We start from the raw sequence: 20,391 nt of genomic DNA, 5'->3' as shown, positions 1-20,391 counted from the left end.
CTGCGGCAGACCCCGCCAGATAAGGCGATGGGTGCCGCGCATCAGCAATCATGAACAGCAGGCGATCGGCAGACGGCCAAAGGCCGGCATGGGGCCGGGCACGCCCGAATGGAGCAATGAGACAGATGACTACGTCCAGTAATCGCGACCAGGCCTCCCGCAGGAGGGGGAGCGTGGAAATACGACCTATGGTCTGGGCGGATATGCCCGACCTGGTGGGGACCTTTGACGCCACCTGGAAGGTGCAGGAGGATCCCGAAGGAACTGTGTCCCGGCTGAGTGCCGCCCACTTCATCCTGCACTATCTGGTGGGTGCTACCAGGGCCCGGATAGCCGTCGGTGGACAGGACTTTCTGGGGGTGACCCTGCTGGCTGAGGGGCGTGGCGAACTGTGCTTCCCCCAGGCCCAAGAGGAGCTGGAGCAGGTGGACCAGCAGCTGTCTGCCACGACCTTGGGCGCCCAGACCCTGGACCGGGCCCGCCAGTGGCAGCTGACCGAGGTCAGGCTGGAGGAGCAGTGCGGCCTGGCGGTCCCGCCCCAGGCTGAGCTGAGGCTCTTCCTGGTCTCCAGCCGTGCCCGGGGACGAGGCGTGGGCGGCGCCCTGTGGCGTGACACCCTGGAGCATCTGGACCAGGCGGGCATTGAGCGCTTCTACCTGCACACGGACTCCTCCTGCGACGTGGGCTTCTACGACCATCAGGGCATGGAGCGGCTTGCCGAGCTCAAGGGCCGGGACCATGCGGCCTTCGCCGGTCGCGACCCCTCCGACGATCCGCAGTTCTTCGAGGGTATTGACGACATTTTCATCTACGGCGCCCGCGTGAGCGACCAGCTGGGCAAGGACGGTGATCATGGCGGCCGCTAAATCCCCCTTCCTGCGCCTGTTCACCTACCCGGGCGCCGCCGGCTTCTGCCTGTCGGCCGTCCTGGCCCGCCTGCCCCTGGGCATGATGGGTCTGGGCATCGTGCTGGCCCTGAACAACATCTATGACAACTGGACCTCGGCCGGGCTGATGAGCGCCGTCTACACGCTCTGCGCGGCCCTGGTCACCCCCTTCTATGCCCGCTTGTTCGACCGGTTCGGCCAGCGTCGGGTCGGGGTGACCGCCCTGATTGTGCAGGCTCTGGCCATCCTGGGATTCGCCGTGGGGGCCATGCGCCGGGTTCCCTTGGGAGTGCTCTTTGTGCTGGCGGCACTGATGGGCCTGACCCAGTTCGCCTTCGGAGCCCTGGTGCGCACCCGCTGGGCCTGGGTGCTGCGCGAGGACAAGACCAATCTGCTCAACACCGCCTACGCCCTGGAGTCGGGACTGGACGAGTGCGTCTTCATCCTGGGACCCATCCTCTCCGCCTACCTCGCCACCTCGGTGAGCCCGGTCTCCCAGCTCTACCTGCCCGCTCTGGCCCTGCTGGTCGGCGGACTGACCTTCTTTGCCATGCGTTCCACCGAGCCTCCGGCCGTCGTTCGCATGGAGGCCGTCGACCAGTCTGCGGCGGATCATTCCCCGGTTGATGCTCATGGGGACGTGCTGCCGAGTGATACTGACGGCCACCAGGGATCGCGCTCGGCTCTGGTCTACCCGGGCATCCTCCTGTTGGTCGTGATCTTCGTCGTTTTCAATATGAGCTTTTCGGCGGTGGACGTCTCGGTGACCGCCCTGACCAAGTCCATGGGTCGCGAGGGTGCTGTGGGCCTGCAGCTGGCCCTGTTCGCTTTGGGCTCCCTGTGTGGAGCGCTGATCTTCGGCTCGGTCAAGCTCAAAGGATCCCGCTGGCGCTATCTGACGACCTTCCTGGTACTGCTGACCCTGGGCTACGTGGTCTTCCGCCTGGTCATGGACAACCTGGTCCTGCTGGGTCTGGCCGAGGTGCTGACCGGCCTGTGCGTCTCGCCCATCTTCGCCACCGGCAACCTGATCGTGCGCGAGAACGTGGATGCCCGGGCCCTGACCGAGGGGCTCTCCTGGTTGTCCACAGGCGGATCCATCGGCACCTCCCTGGGATCAACCCTGGCCGGAGTCGCCCTGGATCAGTTCGGGCCTCACGGCGGCATGACCATTCCGGCGGTGGTCACCTGCTGCGCTGTCCCCTTGGCGCTGCTGGGCTGGGCCAGGAGCCGCAGGAGGGGTATGGTCGTGGAAAAGACCGAAAATGCACAGTGAATGAACAGTGAAGAAGGAGGCAGCCGATGATCCGCGTATCGGTGCTGGGTGCAGGCGGACGCATGGGAACCGAGGTGGTGCGTGCTCTGAAGGGTGCGCAGGATATGCAGACGGCCCTGCTGCTGGGGCCGGATGACGATCCGTCGTCCATCAATCCGAGCAATACGGATGTGGCGGTCGACTTCACCAGCCCCGATGCCGTCCTGGGCAACACCCTGACCCTGATAGGGCAGGGGGTCCACGCCGTCATCGGCACCACCGGCTGGACCAAGGAGCGCCTGGACCAGGTCAGGCAGGCCCTGGACGGGCATGCCGGACTCAGCGTCTTCATCGCCCCCAACTTCGCCATCTCCGCAGTGCTGGCCGACCGGTTCGCAGCCATGGCGGCCCGCTACTTCGAGTCGGCCGAGGTGGTCGAGCTGCACCATCCCGACAAGGTTGATGCCCCCTCCGGCACGGCTCTGGGGACCGCTTCCGCTATCGCCGAGGCCCGCCGTCAGGCTGGGATGGGTCCCATGCCTGACGCGACCCAGCAGGCTGATGCTTCCAGGGGCCGGGTGGTTGACGGTGTCCATGTCCATGCCGTCCGGCTGCGGGGACTCAATGCGCATGAGGAGGTGCTCATGGGCAACCCCGGCGAGCAGCTGACCATCCGCGCGGACAGCTTCGAGCGTGTCTCCTTCATGCCCGGAGTCCTCCTGGCCGTGCGCCGTGCTGGGAGCATTCCCGGACTGACCGTGGGCTTGGACCACTACCTGTTCTGATATCCGCAAGAGCGTCCCCTTCTGCAAGTAGCGTGAAGACATGACTGAGACTGGTGCCCATCTGCTTCCTCCTGCCCCATTTGGCCGGGTGATCCCCGCCATGATCACGCCTATGAACAAGGACGGATCCGTTGATTACGAGGCTGCCGCCAATCTGGCCCGGACCCTGGTGGCCGATGGGGTCGATGGCATCCTGGTCAACGGCACTACAGGCGAGTCTCCTGTCACCCACATGGAGGAGAAGGTCAACCTGGTCAGGGCCGTCAAGGATGCCGTCGATGTGCCTGTCATCTCCGGAGCGGGATCCAACGACACCGCGCACACAGTACGGATGGTGGAAATGACCCAGGAGGCAGGCGCCGATGCCCTGCTGGTGGTCATGCCCTACTATTCGCGGCCCTCCCAGGATGGGGTGGTGGCTCATTTCCGTTCGGTCTGCCAGTCGGCTCAGCGACCGATCATTCTTTACGATGTACCCGGACGGACCGGACTGCACGTCGAGCTGGACACCTACCGGCGGCTGGCCGGGCTGGACGGGGTAACAGCCGTCAAGGATGCCACGGGCGATCTGGCATCCATGCCCCGCAAGCGCCAGGAGACCGGCCTGACCTGGTATTCAGGTGACGATGGCCTCTATCTGCCCTTCCTGGCTTTGGGTGCGGTCGGCATCATTTCGGTGATTGCCCATGTGGCCTCCGGGCCTATGAAACGCCTGGCCGATGAATTCGATGCCGGGGACCTGGATGGCGCAAGGGATTTGGCCGCACGTCTGGACCCGCTGGTCCAGGCTCTGAACGGTCAGGGACACCAGGCCGTAATGGCCAAGGCTGCCCTGAAGGCAGCCGGAAGACTGGATCAGACCGCCATGAGGCTGCCCAATCTGGGTCCCGATGAGGATCAGGTGGCTCTTGCCCGTAAGGGCATGAAGGCTGCCGGACTGATCTGAATTACTCCTGAGAGCAATGGCGCTATTGCCCCTTCTCCAGCCATGTACACTGGGTGCAGCGGGTGGGGGCAAACCGTCGCTGGTTGTTGGCTTAATCCTCCCGCTGGTTTGTGGCCCTGGTCTCCCTGACATCCATGGTCCGCCACTGGATTCTGATCATCTACGCTGATTTCCGCGGATTCCAGACGTGCCCGGCTTGGCTGTCATTGAGGATGAACTGTCGGTGGCAGGGCGGATGGGTTGGAGGGTGACCATACAGAGATCCTGCCTCGATTTGTCTCCCGGGCTCTCTCCTGTTGACATCGCGGTGGATGATGCCCTTGGTGTATGCACTGTAGAGGGCGCTCGCCATCCTCACCCCACCCCCAGATCGAGGGCCTGCTTCCCCCTCAAGAAGAGTTCATGGGCATCATGGCGTATGTGCTTGCCTTGGCGCCACCGGGCGTGAAGAGGCCTCCTGCTCGTACAGGTACACGGACGATGTGGCCCCTCTGCGTAAAATGCGGACATGGCGATAGCCCGCAGATATGGTATTGATATTGGTGGGGCTCCGGAAGGTGGTCGTGTCATAAAAAACAATAACCTATTCGCAATTTTGTGGATTATACAGCCTCCTTGATTAGGTGAAATGCCCGGCCCGTGTTAAACTTTTCTTGTTGGTTGAGGAAGCTGATTGTTTTTGGAGGTATGTATCAGCTGATTCGTGCATAGGAGGGAATGCTATGGCAAATGTATCGGTTACTTATGGTGATTTGGACGGCGCTGTCAACGATTTGAAGAGTGGGCACGATACTCTCGTCTCCGAATTGAACGCCCTGAAGAGCAAGATTGATGCCCTCGTCGCAAGCGGATTCGTCACGGACCGTGCCTCCGGCGCTTTCCAGCAGTCTTATGAGGAATTCACCAAAGGAGCCACCCAGACCGTCGATGGTCTGGACGGCATGGAGGACTTCCTGAACAAGACCAAGCAGTCACTGACTGATCTGGATAGCCAGCTAGCCAGTTCTTTGCAATAGGTCTTCTGTCTGCGAGGGGAATACGCGCCTTTGATGCCTACGGGTGTGATGACAGGTGGGGCATAGTTGTTGCTCAAGACGTGTATAGGTACACTTTGGCTATCTTGTCTTTAAGACACGCGATCGAAGTTTGTGGAGTTGTCTAGGCTTATTGCGGCTCCTTCTGGCCAGCCATGATCAGAAGGAACCGCAACTGTCTCTCTCCAATGGCTCGTTGCTGTGCTACGAGAATCAGCCTGTCGGATGTGTATTTGTCATCGTTATAAGCGAGCCTGGATTGCAAGACTGAGGTGTTCGCGTGCACGAGTCCTCCGCAGGAATCAGAAACATTGTTAAGGATTGAGTGTGGGCTTGATTCCGTATTAATGCCGGGATTGGGATCGTGTCTGATTCCTAAACAATGCAGTTTCTTTTACGAAGTCGATTGATGACTCGAAACATGCACAATGGCTGGAGAGAGATGTGGCTGCTGAGAATACGGTAATCGGCGGGAGATATCGTATCTTGACGCAGATAGGCAGGGGCGGAATGTCCACCGTCTATCTTGCACTGGATACATCATTGAACAAGCAATGGGCTGTTAAGGAGATCAGGCGGGTAACCGATCCCGTGAAGCGGGACATGATTATCAAGAGCATCACCGTTGAAGCCAATATGATCAAGCGCTTGGACCATCCGGCTATTCCTCGGATTGTAGATCTGATCGATGAGCATGGCACGCTGTATGTCGTCATGGACTATGTGGAGGGCCGGACGCTCGCGGATATCCTTAAAAACGAGGGGCCGCAGCCTGAAGACCGCGTAGTTGATTGGGGCATCCAGCTATGCGATGCACTTAACTACCTGCACAGCCGGAAGCCTCCGGTCATTTACCGGGATATGAAGCCATCGAACGTGATGGTAACCCCAAATGGAGCCATCAAACTAATAGATTTTGGCATTGCCATTGAAATGGGAGCTGATGACGACCGGTCCTCACTGATCGGGGATGACAGGCAGTTGGGCACGCAAGGTTATGGTGCTCCCGAGCAATTCAGCGAAACAGGTCGCGTGGATCAGCGTACCGATATTTATGCCTTGGGTGCGACACTATACAACCTGCTGACAGGTGTGCACCCGCGTTCCGGATCATTCAAACCCATCCGGGACATTGTTCCCTCCCTGTCTGCTGGCCTTGAAGAGATCATATCTGTCGCGACTCAGACAAACCCTGGGGCAAGATTCCAAAACAGTGCTCAGATGGCTTATGCATTGAGACATTACAAAGAGGTTGATGAGGTTCATCGTCAAGCGCTCACCAAGAAATGGCGCGCGTTCATCGCTGTCATAATTGCTTCAGCGGTCTGTTTTGGTCTTTCGGCATGTTCGCTGGGCATGGTGTATAGAACGCGCAATGGCGACTTCAGTTATTGGATGAACCAAGCCGCTCAGACAACGGTCAGTGCTAGGGCCGAAAACGACTTTGTCCATGCTGCCTCCATCAAACCGGATTCTGTCGACCCGTATATAGGGTTGATCAGTTTGTATACGGCAGACGGTGCATTCGACTCACAAGAGGAGCGCACTTTCAATGCTGTAATCACAGAGCACAGCAATTCTCTGCGTAAACATTCCGAGGATTGGTCGAGATTGTGTTATGAAACAGGAAAGCTGTATTGGTACTACTTCAAGGTGCCTGAAGAAGCCAAAACAGCCTCAGGTTCCGCTATGACGGATCAGGAATCAATGAGGATGGAACGCATCAGAGCGGCCTCTCCTTGGATGCACGAGGCAGCTAAGAGCAAGGACTACAAGAAGGCTGAACTCGCGGATATCTACGCAGGCATGGCAGATTTCAACACGCAAATCGTTCCACTCATCAATGAGGGATCGGATGCCGGCAAATACAAGCCGTATGCAAGGCGTTTGCAACAATTGCTGGATGCTTCCCGCCACGAAAGCAATGATGTTATTCGATTGGAAGCCGCCAATCTGACGCTGGACGCCTTGCAGATCTTTCCAAGGAAGTTCAGGGCGGATGGCATCGGCAAGGATCAGATGAACGCCTTGGCGGATCGGTCTATCTCCTTGGCCGCCTCGGTAACCCCTACGACTGCGTTGCTTGATGAGAGAAAAAACGAGGCCAATGAATCCTCAAAACGGGTGCACACCGATATAGACAACGCCTTTGTGGATATCAAGGGGGATAAGCAATGAGCACCTGGTCCTGGAGAATGCTGGCTCTGGTATTTCTGGCGGTTGCCCTGGTTCTGGTGGTTGCCGCGATTGTGCTCTATAGGGTCCTGCATATACGCCAGGTGCGGGATGTCCTTACTGGCCGCAGCGCGGCTACTGAAATTGAACAGATGCGCACAGCCAGGGCAGGCACATGGGCAATGGCCGGCTCACAACTGCAGACTGGCGATCTGAGTTTCAACCCAGGAGTTGGGAACAGTCAGGATTTCGCCTCCTCCCGCGAGCGTCCGGTCGAATTCGTGGTGCATTCGACCGATGCTTCATCGGAATCCGGGCAAGTGAGCGCTCAATCATCAGAGGTTGATGATGATGAGCAGCAGACCTCTCTGATCGGCCATGGGCATGCTGAAACCAGCGCTCGCGATGATGAGGCCCAAACCACGCTTGCAGAAAGGTTTTGAAACCATGGTGGAGTCCGCAAAAAGAACTAAGGCGATAAAGGTCTTTTGCTGCATGATGAGTGTTTTAGTTCTGTTCTGTCTCACCTTGCTCGTATGGCAGCTATTGCTCCCCACCCGTGCCTTTGCGGCAGAGAAGAAGAGTGCCAAGGACCGCATAACCGTGTCGATGACTTATCGGCAGATGAAGTCCGAAGATGACCTTACAGACGGAAAAACATGGATTGCCGCAGGGCCGCGTTCTGTTACCTTGACCATTACTCCGCGTTCGGCGGACGGTGTCGATTGGCAATCCTCAAAAGATGGCTCGCTGGCAATCGAAGGCATCGGCCTCTCCGGCAGCGGACCATGTCCAGTCCTGCAAAGCGACGATCCCGGACAACAGCCCACCCGGACCTACACGCTTAGATACACCGATGGCGGAGGTAACTCCCACGAAGGTCAGGAATATTCGTTGGACGAGTGTCGGCTGAAATTCAGCTATACATTAACCTCGGACAATGAAGGCGGGAAGGCCGAGAGCCTCAGTGGAGACTTTTCAGAAACGCTCAGTTCTATAGATATGGCTGCCGTCGATAGCGAAGGTAAGGATATCGATTTTGCTCAACACCCCGATTCTATAATTGTGGATTCAACATCTGACAGAAGCCTCAGACTATGGGTATCCGGAGCTCCGACTGCCGACCCGCTTTCTGGCTATTTCAGCAAAGTTGACACAGTATCTCTTTCGTCACGCGACCCGTGGCTGGACCGTATAGTCAACATTGCCTTCAACAACTACAAAAGGGCCAATTCCAATGCCGATTTTGCTCCCATGACCATAAGTCGGATTCCTCAGCATAACCAGGCCGATGACCCCAATCATCTTCCTCCTGCCAGCTTCTCTTGTGGGCGCCACACCTTATACTCGCAAAGAGATGCCAAAATCGACAAGGGCCATGGGGATCACTCAGGGGTCTGGAAGGTGCTCAATCAATCATGTGTAGCTGATATGAACAGGCTGCCATACAATTCCAATGCCCGTTATGAGGCCCGCCCCCAAGAGGAGCTCTCCCGCTATCTGCATCCAACGGATACCGGGCAGGATCACAACTACCTTTCATTCATTTATGACACTGAAAAGCCTATGCTGACCTCAGCCAGCTATTTGTCCCACGGTCTTGAATCACACCCTGGAGATGTTGATTTCCCCGTTTCCGACGGAGTCATGGCCTTCAGGGATCGCGTCATCAGGCTGAGGGCCAAGGATATTCTTCCATCAAGACCAATCGTCGATCCGAGTGGCAACCAAGTCTACCCGCCGCGAATCAGGAATGATGGTCGCAGTGATTCCTCTGCTTCCGGCTTGGCAAGGCTCATACTGGAAGGGAGCCGTTATGACGGTGTCGACAGTCAAGGTAATTCCCGGACTCCGGTTCCATTGAAGCAGTGCTCTGCTGACACTGGTGTTCGGGAAGATGGCGGCTGTGATTACTCCATCTCCACAGGTTCTGACGAACAGGGCGAATACTATGATGTGGATTTCCGATCCTCCGGATATTACGATTTCAGCGTCATAAAGGCCAAAGTCGTTGATAAAGCTGGCAATGAAGATGACTTCTTCCCACTTAAAAGCGGACAGACGGATCGCTCCCAGGCTCCTAACACGGATGCAATGATTGGAAAACTTCTGATTGATGTCAGCTATGAAACACTCGGGGAGCCCAGGATTGCGGTTGCGAGTCGTTCCTCCGACGCCCCCCAGAAGCCAGGCGCTGTGCCTCCTGCCCCCTCTGGCAGTGGACTGGACAGGTATTATTTCAATTCAGATGTCCGCTTGGCCGTGCAGACCAAAGACCAGTATTTGGCCTACTACTTCCGTAAGCTGGCCAGTGATCCCCGCAGAAATGTCGGCGTATTGAAGTATTGGCGCGATGATATGCCAAATGGGCCCAACGAGGCCAAGACGGCCTGCAAGGTGGAGGAACCCAACATAACCGAGGATCGCGACGAAAACTGGACGTGGAGTCTGGCCTGTGCTGACAGTGTCGAGCAGATCAATGGAGTCAGCGGGTCCTATCCGACCAACGGTAAATACACCTTTGTGCTCAATGCGGATATTATGCCTGCTTGGTTCACTTCCTCAAGGACTCAGTTTGGTATAGATACCAGTGCTCCTGTGGCAGATGGATTTGAGGGTCCGCGTGGTGACGGATTGAAGATAATCCGTAGATTCCCTGTCAAGGGTTCCCATAAGACCATTGTGACCAGTCCGGGTGAAAATCATATCCGGTTCAGGGTTCAGGATCTCCTGCCAAAGGAGCAGAGGGGTGCTGATGAAGTCCCGGGAGCCTCCCAGGAGGGAGCATCAGGTATTGCCGGGGATTGCGCTGCGGGCACCTGTCATGGCACGATCCAGATTTCCATGCCTGCTCCAACCGATTTGCAGGGCAATGCCATAGGCGATTCTGCTGCAAGGAACATGACCGTACCGGTGGATGAATCCGGCTGGGTCAAGATCGATTTGAAAGACGAAGGTTTATACGATCTGTCGAAAATCGTGCTGACTGTTGCTGATTGGGCAGAGCATCCGGTCAATAGCGGTGATGGTGACCGGGCGCGGAATGTGCTGAAAATCAGCCTTGACAAGTTGGTCAACAAGTATCCTGATGCCGGAGGTTTCAATGAAGCCTACGATGCCCTGGTGATCGACAACCCTCAGAATCAGAGGACGGCCGAGATAATACTTAGACAGGCCGAGTCCAATCCCGCTTCTACAAATCCTGCATACTACTTCAGAGGCGAAGCGCTCGTCGACTTCAAAGTGAAAGACAGGTGGTTCCCACTATATCAGTCTGTCGGCGACGAGAGCAATAAGAATTTCTTCCATGGCTCCGTCAGCCCGGCCGCTCCGACAGCATTCCCTGCAGTGTCGTTCGAACCTGACGCCTGGGTTCCTGACTCAGCGAGTCCGGACACCTGGGTGTTCCGAGGATATCGGGTTCCCCGTTCTTCCGCCAACCAGAAGAGTCCCCATGAGGGGGTTTATGAGTTGACGCTTTCCTATGCCGGCCTGCAGTGCGACAGCAGCCGGTTCGCTACCGCCCAGCGTAAATTCGTCATTGACTATACAGGTCCCCGGCTGGGCAGTCTTCACTTATCGGCGACCACCCCCCATCATTGGCAATGGATATTCCCTACATCGCCCCTGCATGTGTCCCTGGACGGTGTTAAAGACGAGGTTTCCGGTGTGGATGAGAAGAGTGCGTCCTTTACGGACTACCAGGGGGATGAGGCGACTCCTATGCTTGGGTATGACCCCTGGCTGGCCCCTAAGGATGCGCAGACCCCTGAATCCACCTTGCGATTCGAATCTGATGAGGTCATTGCTTTCGACATGAACGCCGACAGTCAGCGTCTCAGGTTTGATACCACATCGATAGCCGTCAAGGATTTAGCCGGCAACCCCTCATCGACTCATGCGCTGAATTCTTATGGCGGCGATCGAAGCGACATAGTCAACGATACCCAGGGATATACGGGGGCTGCCCTCGATCTTGCCGGTCCGAAGATCACTGTGACCTATGACAACAATGATGTCAGAAACGGCAAGTATTACAAGGCCAATAGGGTGGCCACCGTTGTTGTTGACGAGTCGAACTTTGATTTCATAAGTGCGAAGGACAGCGGGCGCATCATCGTCGAATCAAGTGTTGATGGTCGCAAGGCCCGGCTTGCCGCCAAGGATTTTTCCAACCCAAGCGGCGATAAGCACACTTATCTGGCAAAGCTGGCCTGTGAGAGCGATGGAGATTGGACCGTCGATGCCTCGTTGACCGACCCGGGCGAGCACCAAGCGGTTGCATTCCATGACGAATTCGTCATCGATACAACCAGGCCGGTGCTCTCTCTGAAATTCGACAACAATGACTCTAAAAATGGCATGTACTATAAGGCCCCCCGGGTGGCCACCATCGAGTTGGTGGAGCGTAATTTCAGCAGGGGGGAATCGACGGTAACAACATCGGCCAAGGACGACGCCGGCCATGAGGTTCCGGCATCTTCGGGTGATGGCTGGTCGTATGCAGGAGATCCCAAGGAGTACACCCTGGTCCAGCAGGTATCGTTCAAGGGTGAGTACCATTACACGCTCGAGGCCAATGCCACTGATCTGGCCGGAAACACTGCGGAGGCGGTGAAGGAGCCGGAATTCGTCATCGATATGACCAAGCCCGATCTTCATATCGAAAAAGTGGAGGACAAGACAGCCTATGCGGGCACGGTGGCGCCACGAATACAGGTCGCTGATACGAATATGGATCAGAGCCGAACGACCTATGCGCTTGTCGGGGACAGGCGGGGCAAGGTCAAATCCGCAGACTTGGACCCGAACGAGCATGAGGAAGATAACACCCGAACGGTCGATATTCCTGATTTCAAGCGCAAGGTAGCAAACGACGATGTGTACACGCTGACTGCAACAAGCGAAGACATGGCCGGTAATTCCGCATCTGTGAGCAAGACCTTCTCGGTTAACAGGTTCGGCTCGACCTACCTGTTTTCAGCGGGAACGTCCTCGGTCAGGGGTGCATATTTGAAGAAGGCGGTGCCTATCGAAGTCACCGAGCTGAATGTCAGCGGCATTGATTTGGGTAAGTCAGCCATCAGGTTGGCCAAGGACGGAAGCATCCATGCTGTTCCCGGATCCGATTATCGGATTGTCGACGATAGCGACAGCGGATGGAGCAAACGAACCTATGAAATTCCTGCCAGGTTATTTAAGGGCGACGGCTACTACCGCCTGATGCTCACATCCACTGATCGAGCAGGGAATCTGTCAGAGAATACCATGCAGCACAAGGATGCGAAGCGCAAGGGGGATGCCTCGGTGAACTTCGCAGTGGATTCGCAAGCTCCAACAGTCTCAGCTCTGGGCATTGCCTCCAACAGAGTGTACTACGGGCAACGGCATGGTGTGGGCATAGATGCCAAGGATAACATGAAAGTACACTCCGCCCGGATTGATGTGGATGGCAGGACACAGGGGCGGTGGTCTGGCGATGAGCTCCTCAGAGGCGCGCAGTCCATTAATCTGCCGGCGGATGCTCATAGGCACACGGTGACAGTCAGGACCGAAGATGCGGCGGGCAACACATCCTTGATTACCTATCAGGATGTGGTCGTCGCTTCGGACTGGTGGCAATACATACGTGAGAACGGGTTGCTTTTTGTGCTGGTCATCTGCCTCGGAATCCTTATGGCACTGGCGGCCATCGTCCTTGCGGCTCTGATTGTCAGGCACCATGCGGCAATGGCCTATAGGCGCAATCCATTTGGCAGGCAGGAGCTGTGAGCCATGAAAGGCCTTGTCAATATTCATGATGCTCAGTCGCAGTCTCGGTTTACGGCCTACTTTGATGTGCCGGGAGACTCGTCGTTGGCTGACCTGCTTCCCTCTCTGGCCGGATTCACAGAGGGAGCAACAGGCAGGAAGGTCGATGTCGGTATCGACGGGCGCCGGGTGGACCCGCGTCTGAGTATTGACCAGGTAGGTCTGCATGAAGGATCATGGATTTCCTTGCTGTGTGAGGGGGCGACGATTATCGACCCGCGGGTTCGCTCGGTTGATGACCCAGCAGCGGTTCAGCTGCGCTTTCTCAGTGGGTTCAATGCAGGTGCTATATATGACGTACTTCCAGGTATCTTGAGGATAAGTTCCCTGATGGATCCTGAAAAAGTGTCGATCAGCGCTGATTTTCTTCTTGACGTTCATCCGGATGGCCGTTTGACGGTGGTGCCAAACATACGCGAAGGTGCAGTGGTGAAAGCTGGCTTTCTGCGAAAGCCCAAGCGGCAATTGCACTCCGATGTCTGGCTGGACGGGCATGAGCTGATAGAACCGACCGAGCTGGATTATGGACAGGAGCTTGTGCTTCCCGAATGCATCATCAGCGTGACCAAGGGGCATCCGGATTCCGTGCCAGTCGATAAGGAAGACAGCCCGGGGCACTGGCTGTATACCCGGCCGCCGAAGATCAGGAATGAAGTACGAAACAGACGATATACGCTTCCCGGCTCCCCGACCCGTCCTGACAAGGCCCCTATACCGATTCTGTCGACCTTGTTACCATTTGCCATGTCCGTGGGCATGGCGGTCATTCTGAAGAATTATTCTTATCTGGCTTTTGGCATCATGTCACCGGTGATGATGATAGCTTCGTATTTCTCCGGCAATAACGGCATGAGGAAGAAATACAAGGCGCAGGTCAAACGTTACGAGCAGAGCCGGGACCGCATCAAGGAGCAGGCCAAGCATGCGCTTGAAGAGGAAGTCAGTGATGTTCGGGCCGAATACCCTGATCCTACAGCCTTGCTTGATCTATGCGCCAGTCATAGTGCACAGCTATGGAATAGAAGGGCCACGGACGACTCATGGCTTGGATTGCGCATAGGCACGGGAGATGTCAAGTCGCATGTATCCATGGAAATGCCCGATAACCTTGAATTCGAACGTGTCAAGACGTGGCAGCTCCATCATTTCCCGGTCGTTGTGAATTTGCCGGCCGCCGGCTGCCTGGGGTGCACAGGTGAGCAAGCAGTCATATTCCCGACAGTGCAGTGGATTGTCGCTCAAATGGCAGCTCTGCACTCAGACCGGGACTTGTCGATATACCTGCTTTCGCCCAGGTCCAGAAAGCAACCAGAAGGGGGTCGGCCTGCTCCCGTACCGGCGCAGATTGATTGGTCCTTCGCCCAATGGCTCCCGCAGTTGATTCCGCAGCAAGGGCAGAATGCAGTACGCACATTGGCTACCGGCATCGAAGACATAGCGATGAGGATTTCGGAACTCATCGCCATGCTGGACGATCGTAAGGAGCTGATGCATTCCCAGTCCATGCAGAAGTGGGCTGGGCCATCGGTGGTTGTGGTGATGGAGCATGCACATGTGCTCAGATCCATGCCTGGCACTATCAGGCTCCTTAAGGAAGGGCCCCTTGTCGGCATGTACATGCTATGTGTGGAGATCGATGAGAGGCTCCTGCCTGAGGAATGCCAGACCGTGGTGACAGGGGAGGCTGGCCAGCTGAAGATCCGCAGCAATGTCTCTGATGATGTCAATGACATCATGCCCGACCTGGTCACACAGCAATGGCTTGATGCCCTTTCGCTGTGCCTCGCGCCTTTGGAGGATGGCAGTCCTGACGAGAGCCAGTCCGCCATCTCCTCGCAGAGCAGACTCCTGGACCTGTTGAAGCTGACGCCGACTCCTGAAGAGATCGAAGCTCGATGGGCCCTGCAACCCCGCTCGACCTTCTGCACAATCGGTGAATCGGTCGACGGCCCCTTCGGCCTTGACATCGCCAAGGACGGGCCCCATGGGTTGATAGCCGGTACAACCGGCTCGGGCAAGTCGGAGCTGCTCCAGTCCCTGGTGGCTTCGCTGGCCGTGGCGAATAGGCCGGAATCGCTGAACTTCGTGCTTGTCGATTACAAGGGAGGTGCGGCGTTCAAGGACTGCGTCAAGCTCCCCCATACGGTCGGAATGGTCACGGATCTGGACAACCATTTGGTGACCAGGGCTCTGGTCTCGCTTGGCGCGGAACTGAACTACCGCGAACATCTTCTGGCCCTTGCCGGTGCCAAGGATCTTGACGATTACATGGACTTCCGGGAGCTCCGCCCTGATCTGACTGAGATTCCCCGTCTGCTGATCATTATCGACGAGTTCGCCTCCCTGGCCAGGGAGCTTCCCGACTTTGTCACCGGCCTGGTGAACATTGCGCAAAGGGGCAGGTCATTGGGCATCCACCTTCTCCTGGCGACTCAGCGACCAGGAGGTGTGGTCTCGCCGGAAATCAGGGCCAACACCAACCTTCGTATAGCCCTGCGCATGACGGACGACAGCGAGAGCCAGGATGTGATCGATGCCAAGGATGCATCGCTGATCAGCAAGTCCACTCCGGGTAGGGCCGTGGTGAGGCTCGGGTCGAATTCCTTGGTGCCCTTCCAATCCGCCAGGGTTGGAGGCAGGTATATCGACCCGAACGACAAGGCTGGGACAAAGACAGAGAAGCCCTTTGTCCGCGTGCTTTCCTTCCCCCAGATCGGCCAGCCGGCTCCTGCGCGTCCCAAGTCGAAAGAAAACAAGGGGGATGTAAGCGTAACCGACCTTATGAAGTTGGTCGAGAGTATCTGCGAGGTGGCCAAGGATGAGGGCATTCCCCAGCAGCGGCAGCCGTGGCTGCCTGCCTTGACCGATGAGATTGGTCTGGGTGATCTGCCAGACAGCGAAGATGGTGCTGCACAGGCGGGCCTTCGAGTTCCTTTTGCCATCGGGGATTACCCCAAACTGCAGAAGCAAAGCACGGTTTTCCTTGATATGGCGACCTTCGGTAACCTCTTCATCATCGGCACGTCGCGCAGCGGCAAGACCACGGCCCTTCGGACCATAGCTTTCTCCGCCTGCAAAAAGTATGCACCCACGAAGGTCCAGGTCTACTGCATCGATGGTGGCAATGGCGGCCTCGCTCCTCTCACAGCCTTGCCCAATGTGGGCGTTGTGGCCCTGCGCAGCGAAACGCAGAAGATCGAACGGCTCCTGAACAAGGTCGAAAGGGTGCTCAAGGCCAGGTCAGCCACCCTCTCCAAGGGCGGATACAGCAATATTGACGAGTTCAATCGTGGGCTTGACCAGGATCATGAGGAAGAGGCCCTGCCGCATATGCTGGTCATGTTGGATTCATGGGACGGGTACAACTCCACCTTCGAATCCTATGACAGCGGTTCCCTGATCACCCGCATGCAGAACCTGATGAGGGAAGGGCCGTCGGTCGGTGTGCATTTCATCCTGTCCGGCGACCGCTCCCTCCTGTCCGGACGGATGACCCTGCTGGCAGACAGCAAGATCATGCTGCGGCTGGTCGACAAGACCGACTATTCGGAAATCGGAATTCCCGCCAAGGAGGTACCCGACAAGATGGCGGATGGGCGAGGTTACCAATCCGTTGACGATGCCGAGATTCAGATTGCGCAGATTCGCCGGGGGGAGGTGGGCCAACAGGAATCCGAGGCCATCCGCACCGCCGGTGTCGCACTGGCTACCGGCAGGGATGCCGGCCTCTCGCGGTCCCGTCTGCCTTTCAACGTCGAACAGCTGCCCGATGAGATATCCTTCGATCAGGTATACGCCTTGGTCAAGGAATCCGGGTCCCTGGACAATGGTTTGTTGCCTTTGGGCATCGGCGGCGAAGACAACGATCTTATTGCCTATGATCCGGTGGCAACGCCGATTCTTCCGGTCTTCGGCGGCATGCAGAGCGGCAAGACGACATTGCTGATTTGGTTGGCCAACATGGCGTTGTCCGCTGGGTATCATCTGGTCATCGCGGCCCCTAAGGACAATGCCCTGAGGCGTTTCGAGGGGGTGCCCGGAGTCGTGCGCTTGTTCACGACCCCTGCGGACCTGACACAGGAGAATCTTGAACCATACGCGCGCAATGGCGACGAGAAGGCTCTGGAAAGCAACACCGAAACGGGATTCAAAGGCAATCTTCTGGTGTTCGATGACTGTCAGCTGCTCAAGGAGATTCCCGCCAGTGAGTGGATGCAGAACCTGGTCGGATCATTATCGAAGAGTGACGCCTCATGCATCTTTGCTGGAGACATCATCGACTTCCCCCAGGGCTTCGGGAACTGGGGGTCTTCCATGAAGAAGATCAAGCAGGGCGTGCTGATCAGGCCCGAGGATATGATATATGCGGATCTGATAGGGGCAAGGGTAAAACGGTCTCTTTTCAAATCCGAGATGCCTCAAGGACGTGGAATCGCGAAGCTCGGTATGCAAACTGTCTCTATCCAGTTCCCGAAGTTGGACGGACAATCGAGCGTCCCCTATAGTTTCAGCAACGCTGGGGGTTTGAAGAGATGAACGGGCATAGGAAGAAACAAGGGCTGGCGCAATCCCTGCAGCCGGCAAGGGTCTCTGCGGAGATTCCTGTGCTCCCGCCGATTCAGCAGCCGTCCTTCGTCAACGGGTGGGATTTGCACGATAAGGCCCTGAAACCACGGTCGGTTGGGGATAGTACCGGCCGTCACGCGGAATCGTATCAGTTGGTTTTTTCCGATGGGCAGCGGGTGCCTTGTCAAGGACGTAGTGTCGTGGGGCGGATGCCGGAACAGCCGGGTGAACACTATGCCGCTTATGTAGTTGTCGAAGATCCTTCGCATCAGACTTCCCGAAGGCACTTTGAATTTGGAACAACACCCATTGGCCAGGTATGGGTCATGGATCTGGGGTCGGCGAATGGCACTTTCGTCCGTTCCGGCGAGACGTATATGCAATTACAGGCAAAGAAACGGACCGGGTTGTCTGAAAACGATGTGATCAGGTTCGGTAGTCTCAGCGCAAAAGTTGAAAGGAGTAATTGATCATGGCTGGCGATCTCGAAATTTCGTATGATGAACTCAGTAGTGCTTCTAGGGTCCTGAAGAATATCGAACAGACGATTGGTGATTTTACGGGAGCTGAAGCCGATTCGGATTGCATGGGCCATCCTGGAGTGAGTAAGGCATATGCTGATTGCATAACCCGTTTGCATACACTGAGCCGTAAATACTCCAGGAAAGCGGGTGACCTTGGATCGATGCTTGACAGTGTGGTCAAGGAGTTCCGCGATGCGGACAACAGGATAGGGGACCAGGCTGGTCAGATGCTCAGTTCCAGCTCGAATGCTCAGGCGGTGCATCGTGGCTGACCAAGACATCCACTTCAGCATGGCGATCCCTGATGATTGGGAGCGATTGGACCTTACCGGAAAGGGGAGGCGGGATTACGCGCGCGCCCAGGCCCAAAGGGCGGTGGAACAGATACCAGCTTTGGCGGGCAAAAGGAAAGTGATAGAGAACAGCCTCTACCATGAGCTCACATCCTCTTGGGCGAAAGGTGTGCGGTATGGGGCCGCAATGGCGCAGCCCACTGCCGATGGGATTCTGGACGCTGCGATAACCGTCTCGATTCTTCCCGAGCCTCCTCATCACGACGACGAATCTGTTTTCGAGGCGATATCTGCCACCGTGCATGAGAATGATGAGGATTCGGATGGTGATGACGAGTCGGATGTTTCGATGATCAATCTGCCACAGGCGGGAAGGGCGGTGCGGGTTTACGGGCATCGCACCTTGCATCCGGGCGAGGGTTCCCGATCTCTCAAGTATTCGGTCCTGCAGACTTTTGTTCCTTTTGGAGGCCGCGTGGTCATGGTGATGGGATTCACCTTTTCCTCTGATGTGGAGGACCAGTTATTTGAATTGTTCGATTTGATTACCGGTACATTGTCGGTATGGATTGAGAGGGGCGATGACAGATGAGTTTGAGTCTTGACTGGTCCGAGATCGAGTTATACATGGATCCTGTGCCCGGGGATCCGGCAAGGGTCAGGCAATGTGCCGCCAAGGCAAGGTTGAAGTCTTCAACAGTGGATTCCCTGAAAGATGGTGTGAGCCGAATCAGGTCCGTTCACGACAGTGGATCGGTATTCGTTGGCAAAGCGGCGGACAAGTTTATCTCCAAGCTGGACGATTTCCCCAGCAATCTTTCCAGCTTATCGAATGGATTGAATACGACTTATAAAACCCTGGATTCGTGGTCCGCCTGCATGGAGGATTGCCAGCACAGGGCCGCCAATGCCTATCATCGGGCGGTGGATGCTAAGAACGATGTCTCCAATGCGCAGTCACAGCTGGATGGTGCGCGCATCGACGCGTTGAAGGCCAATGCCTACAAGGATCTGCTGCAGGGGAAGCGTACGCTGGGTGCGGATGTCGATGATGCAGATATGCGACGGGCGCAGAGCCGTGCCGACACCGCCCAGGGGCAGGTGGCTTCCTTCCGCAGACAGTTGGACAGTGCGCAGGGATCGTATGACGCAGCCCGTCGTGATGTTCTCAAGGCTGGCGACGAGTACAATAACGGCGCCGACATCGCTGTTCACGGGCTGAACGGGGCCCTGGACGATTTGCCGCCCGTCTCGGTGTTCGATCGTGTCTATTACAGCGATACCTGGCGGACGATCGTCAAAGTCGCGGAGGTCGCCGGCTATGTTGTCGGCGCAGCGATGCTGCTATTGGGGCCTGGGGGCATACTCGGCCTGCTTGCTTTTGCTTTTGCAGCCGTAGGCTTTGCAAATGATTTTCTGGCTTTTACCCGCGGAGATGAAAACTTTGTACAGTTATTGCTTGGTGCTGCTTCATTGGGGTTTTCGGCTACGAGCGGTTTAGTGAAAGAAAGCGCTGCCGGGGTGCGGTTTTTCGCTAATTCAAAGGAATTGCCTATGTATCAACGGGTGATCGGCGGGTTGAATTCGTACGGCCATAATTCCGGCATGGTCACGGATTTTTCGACCGCAATGAAAACGAGTAATTATGAATTACTTGAGAATAGTGGCTTTGCCAAGCAGCCCGCGGAGAAGATTTTGGATCTCTTTAAGGCCCTTGTCGATGGACCGGAAAAAGCGACCCGCATATTCAATGATTATCAGATAAGGGGCTTATTGCCGCATGATTGGAAATGGATACTGGAGAAAAGCGATCTGTACGGGGTTTTCAACCCGGCGGATGTTGCGACGATAAAGCGGTATGGGCTGGATGCAAGCCGCGAGGCTTTGCGTAAAGACTCCATGAAGGATGTGCTCAAGGATTTGATTGATGCAGAAAAGCGTATCGAAGACCATAAGGCTGAGGGCAAGACTGGATTCGGGGCCGGCCTGACGGAGTGGGCCGGCCTGCTTGCCCCGGCTGTGCCGGTCCTTGGCCTGGCGGGCGAAGTGGCGGATTCGAGGCTTTGAGCGGGAGGGTGGTGTGTGATGGCTGTTGGTGTTTCCGGTTCCTTGCGG

At 56.6% G+C, this 20,391-nt stretch carries 13 protein-coding genes; all 13 read left to right on the top strand.

The window, feature by feature from the left end; genetic code table 11:
• The first annotated feature begins 125 nt into the window (after positions 1-125).
• The 13 genes from QRX40_RS07500 to QRX40_RS07445 all read left to right on the top strand — a co-directional run bounded on the left by QRX40_RS07500 (position 126) and on the right by QRX40_RS07445 (position 20,343).
• Positions 126-866 carry a GNAT family N-acetyltransferase gene (locus QRX40_RS07500; protein WP_313837422.1) on the top strand — a complete coding sequence of 247 codons (741 nt, stop codon included), beginning with the start codon at positions 126-128 and terminating at the stop codon, positions 864-866.
• Positions 853-2,163, top strand: coding sequence for an MFS transporter (locus QRX40_RS07495; protein ID WP_313837420.1), 1,311 nt, complete (start codon positions 853-855; stop codon positions 2,161-2,163). The genes QRX40_RS07500 and QRX40_RS07495 overlap by 14 nt, the downstream gene beginning before the upstream one ends.
• Before the next feature lie 26 nt (positions 2,164-2,189).
• Positions 2,190-2,927 (top strand): 4-hydroxy-tetrahydrodipicolinate reductase, encoded by a 738-nt coding sequence (gene dapB, locus QRX40_RS07490; RefSeq protein WP_313837419.1) that lies wholly within the window; start codon positions 2,190-2,192, stop codon positions 2,925-2,927.
• Between the two features lie 40 nt (positions 2,928-2,967).
• Positions 2,968-3,873: a 4-hydroxy-tetrahydrodipicolinate synthase gene (gene dapA / locus QRX40_RS07485; RefSeq protein ID WP_313837417.1), complete on the top strand. Its 906-nt coding sequence runs from the start codon at positions 2,968-2,970 to the stop codon at positions 3,871-3,873.
• A 722-nt stretch (positions 3,874-4,595) separates the two neighbouring features.
• A complete protein-coding gene (locus QRX40_RS07480) occupies positions 4,596-4,889 on the top strand; it encodes a WXG100 family type VII secretion target (protein ID WP_313837415.1) in 294 nt (97 codons plus the stop codon).
• 462 nt (positions 4,890-5,351) lie between these two features.
• Positions 5,352-7,085 carry a serine/threonine-protein kinase gene (locus QRX40_RS07475; protein ID WP_313837413.1) on the top strand — a complete coding sequence of 578 codons (1,734 nt, stop codon included), beginning with the start codon at positions 5,352-5,354 and terminating at the stop codon, positions 7,083-7,085.
• Positions 7,082-7,525 (top strand): hypothetical protein, encoded by a 444-nt coding sequence (locus QRX40_RS07470; RefSeq protein ID WP_313837411.1) that lies wholly within the window; start codon positions 7,082-7,084, stop codon positions 7,523-7,525. The genes QRX40_RS07475 and QRX40_RS07470 overlap by 4 nt, the downstream gene beginning before the upstream one ends.
• Before the next feature lie 4 nt (positions 7,526-7,529).
• Entirely contained in the window at positions 7,530-12,854 is a 5,325-nt protein-coding gene (locus tag QRX40_RS07465; protein WP_313837409.1) for an Ig-like domain-containing protein, read from the top strand.
• A 468-nt stretch (positions 12,855-13,322) separates the two neighbouring features.
• Positions 13,323-17,429: an FtsK/SpoIIIE domain-containing protein gene (locus QRX40_RS07460; RefSeq protein WP_313837407.1), complete on the top strand. Its 4,107-nt coding sequence runs from the start codon at positions 13,323-13,325 to the stop codon at positions 17,427-17,429.
• Positions 17,426-17,929, top strand: coding sequence for an FHA domain-containing protein (locus QRX40_RS08775; RefSeq protein WP_396184514.1), 504 nt, complete (start codon positions 17,426-17,428; stop codon positions 17,927-17,929). The genes QRX40_RS07460 and QRX40_RS08775 overlap by 4 nt, the downstream gene beginning before the upstream one ends.
• A 2-nt stretch (positions 17,930-17,931) precedes the next feature.
• Complete coding sequence (locus QRX40_RS07455) at positions 17,932-18,255, top strand: hypothetical protein (RefSeq protein ID WP_313837405.1); 324 nt, start codon at positions 17,932-17,934, stop codon at positions 18,253-18,255.
• Positions 18,248-18,868 (top strand): hypothetical protein, encoded by a 621-nt coding sequence (locus tag QRX40_RS07450; RefSeq protein ID WP_313837403.1) that lies wholly within the window; start codon positions 18,248-18,250, stop codon positions 18,866-18,868. Before QRX40_RS07455 ends, QRX40_RS07450 begins: the two co-directional genes overlap by 8 nt.
• Positions 18,865-20,343: a putative T7SS-secreted protein gene (locus QRX40_RS07445; RefSeq protein ID WP_313837402.1), complete on the top strand. Its 1,479-nt coding sequence runs from the start codon at positions 18,865-18,867 to the stop codon at positions 20,341-20,343. The genes QRX40_RS07450 and QRX40_RS07445 overlap by 4 nt, the downstream gene beginning before the upstream one ends.
• The last annotated feature ends 48 nt before the right edge of the window (positions 20,344-20,391 follow it).

Source organism: Bifidobacterium sp. H6bp9 (assembly GCF_032193695.1).
In the GTDB taxonomy this organism is placed as follows: domain Bacteria; phylum Actinomycetota; class Actinomycetes; order Actinomycetales; family Bifidobacteriaceae; genus Bombiscardovia; species Bombiscardovia kimbladii.
The sequence above is the reverse complement of the archived record's forward strand: the minus strand, read 5'-3'. Positions and strand labels throughout refer to the sequence as shown.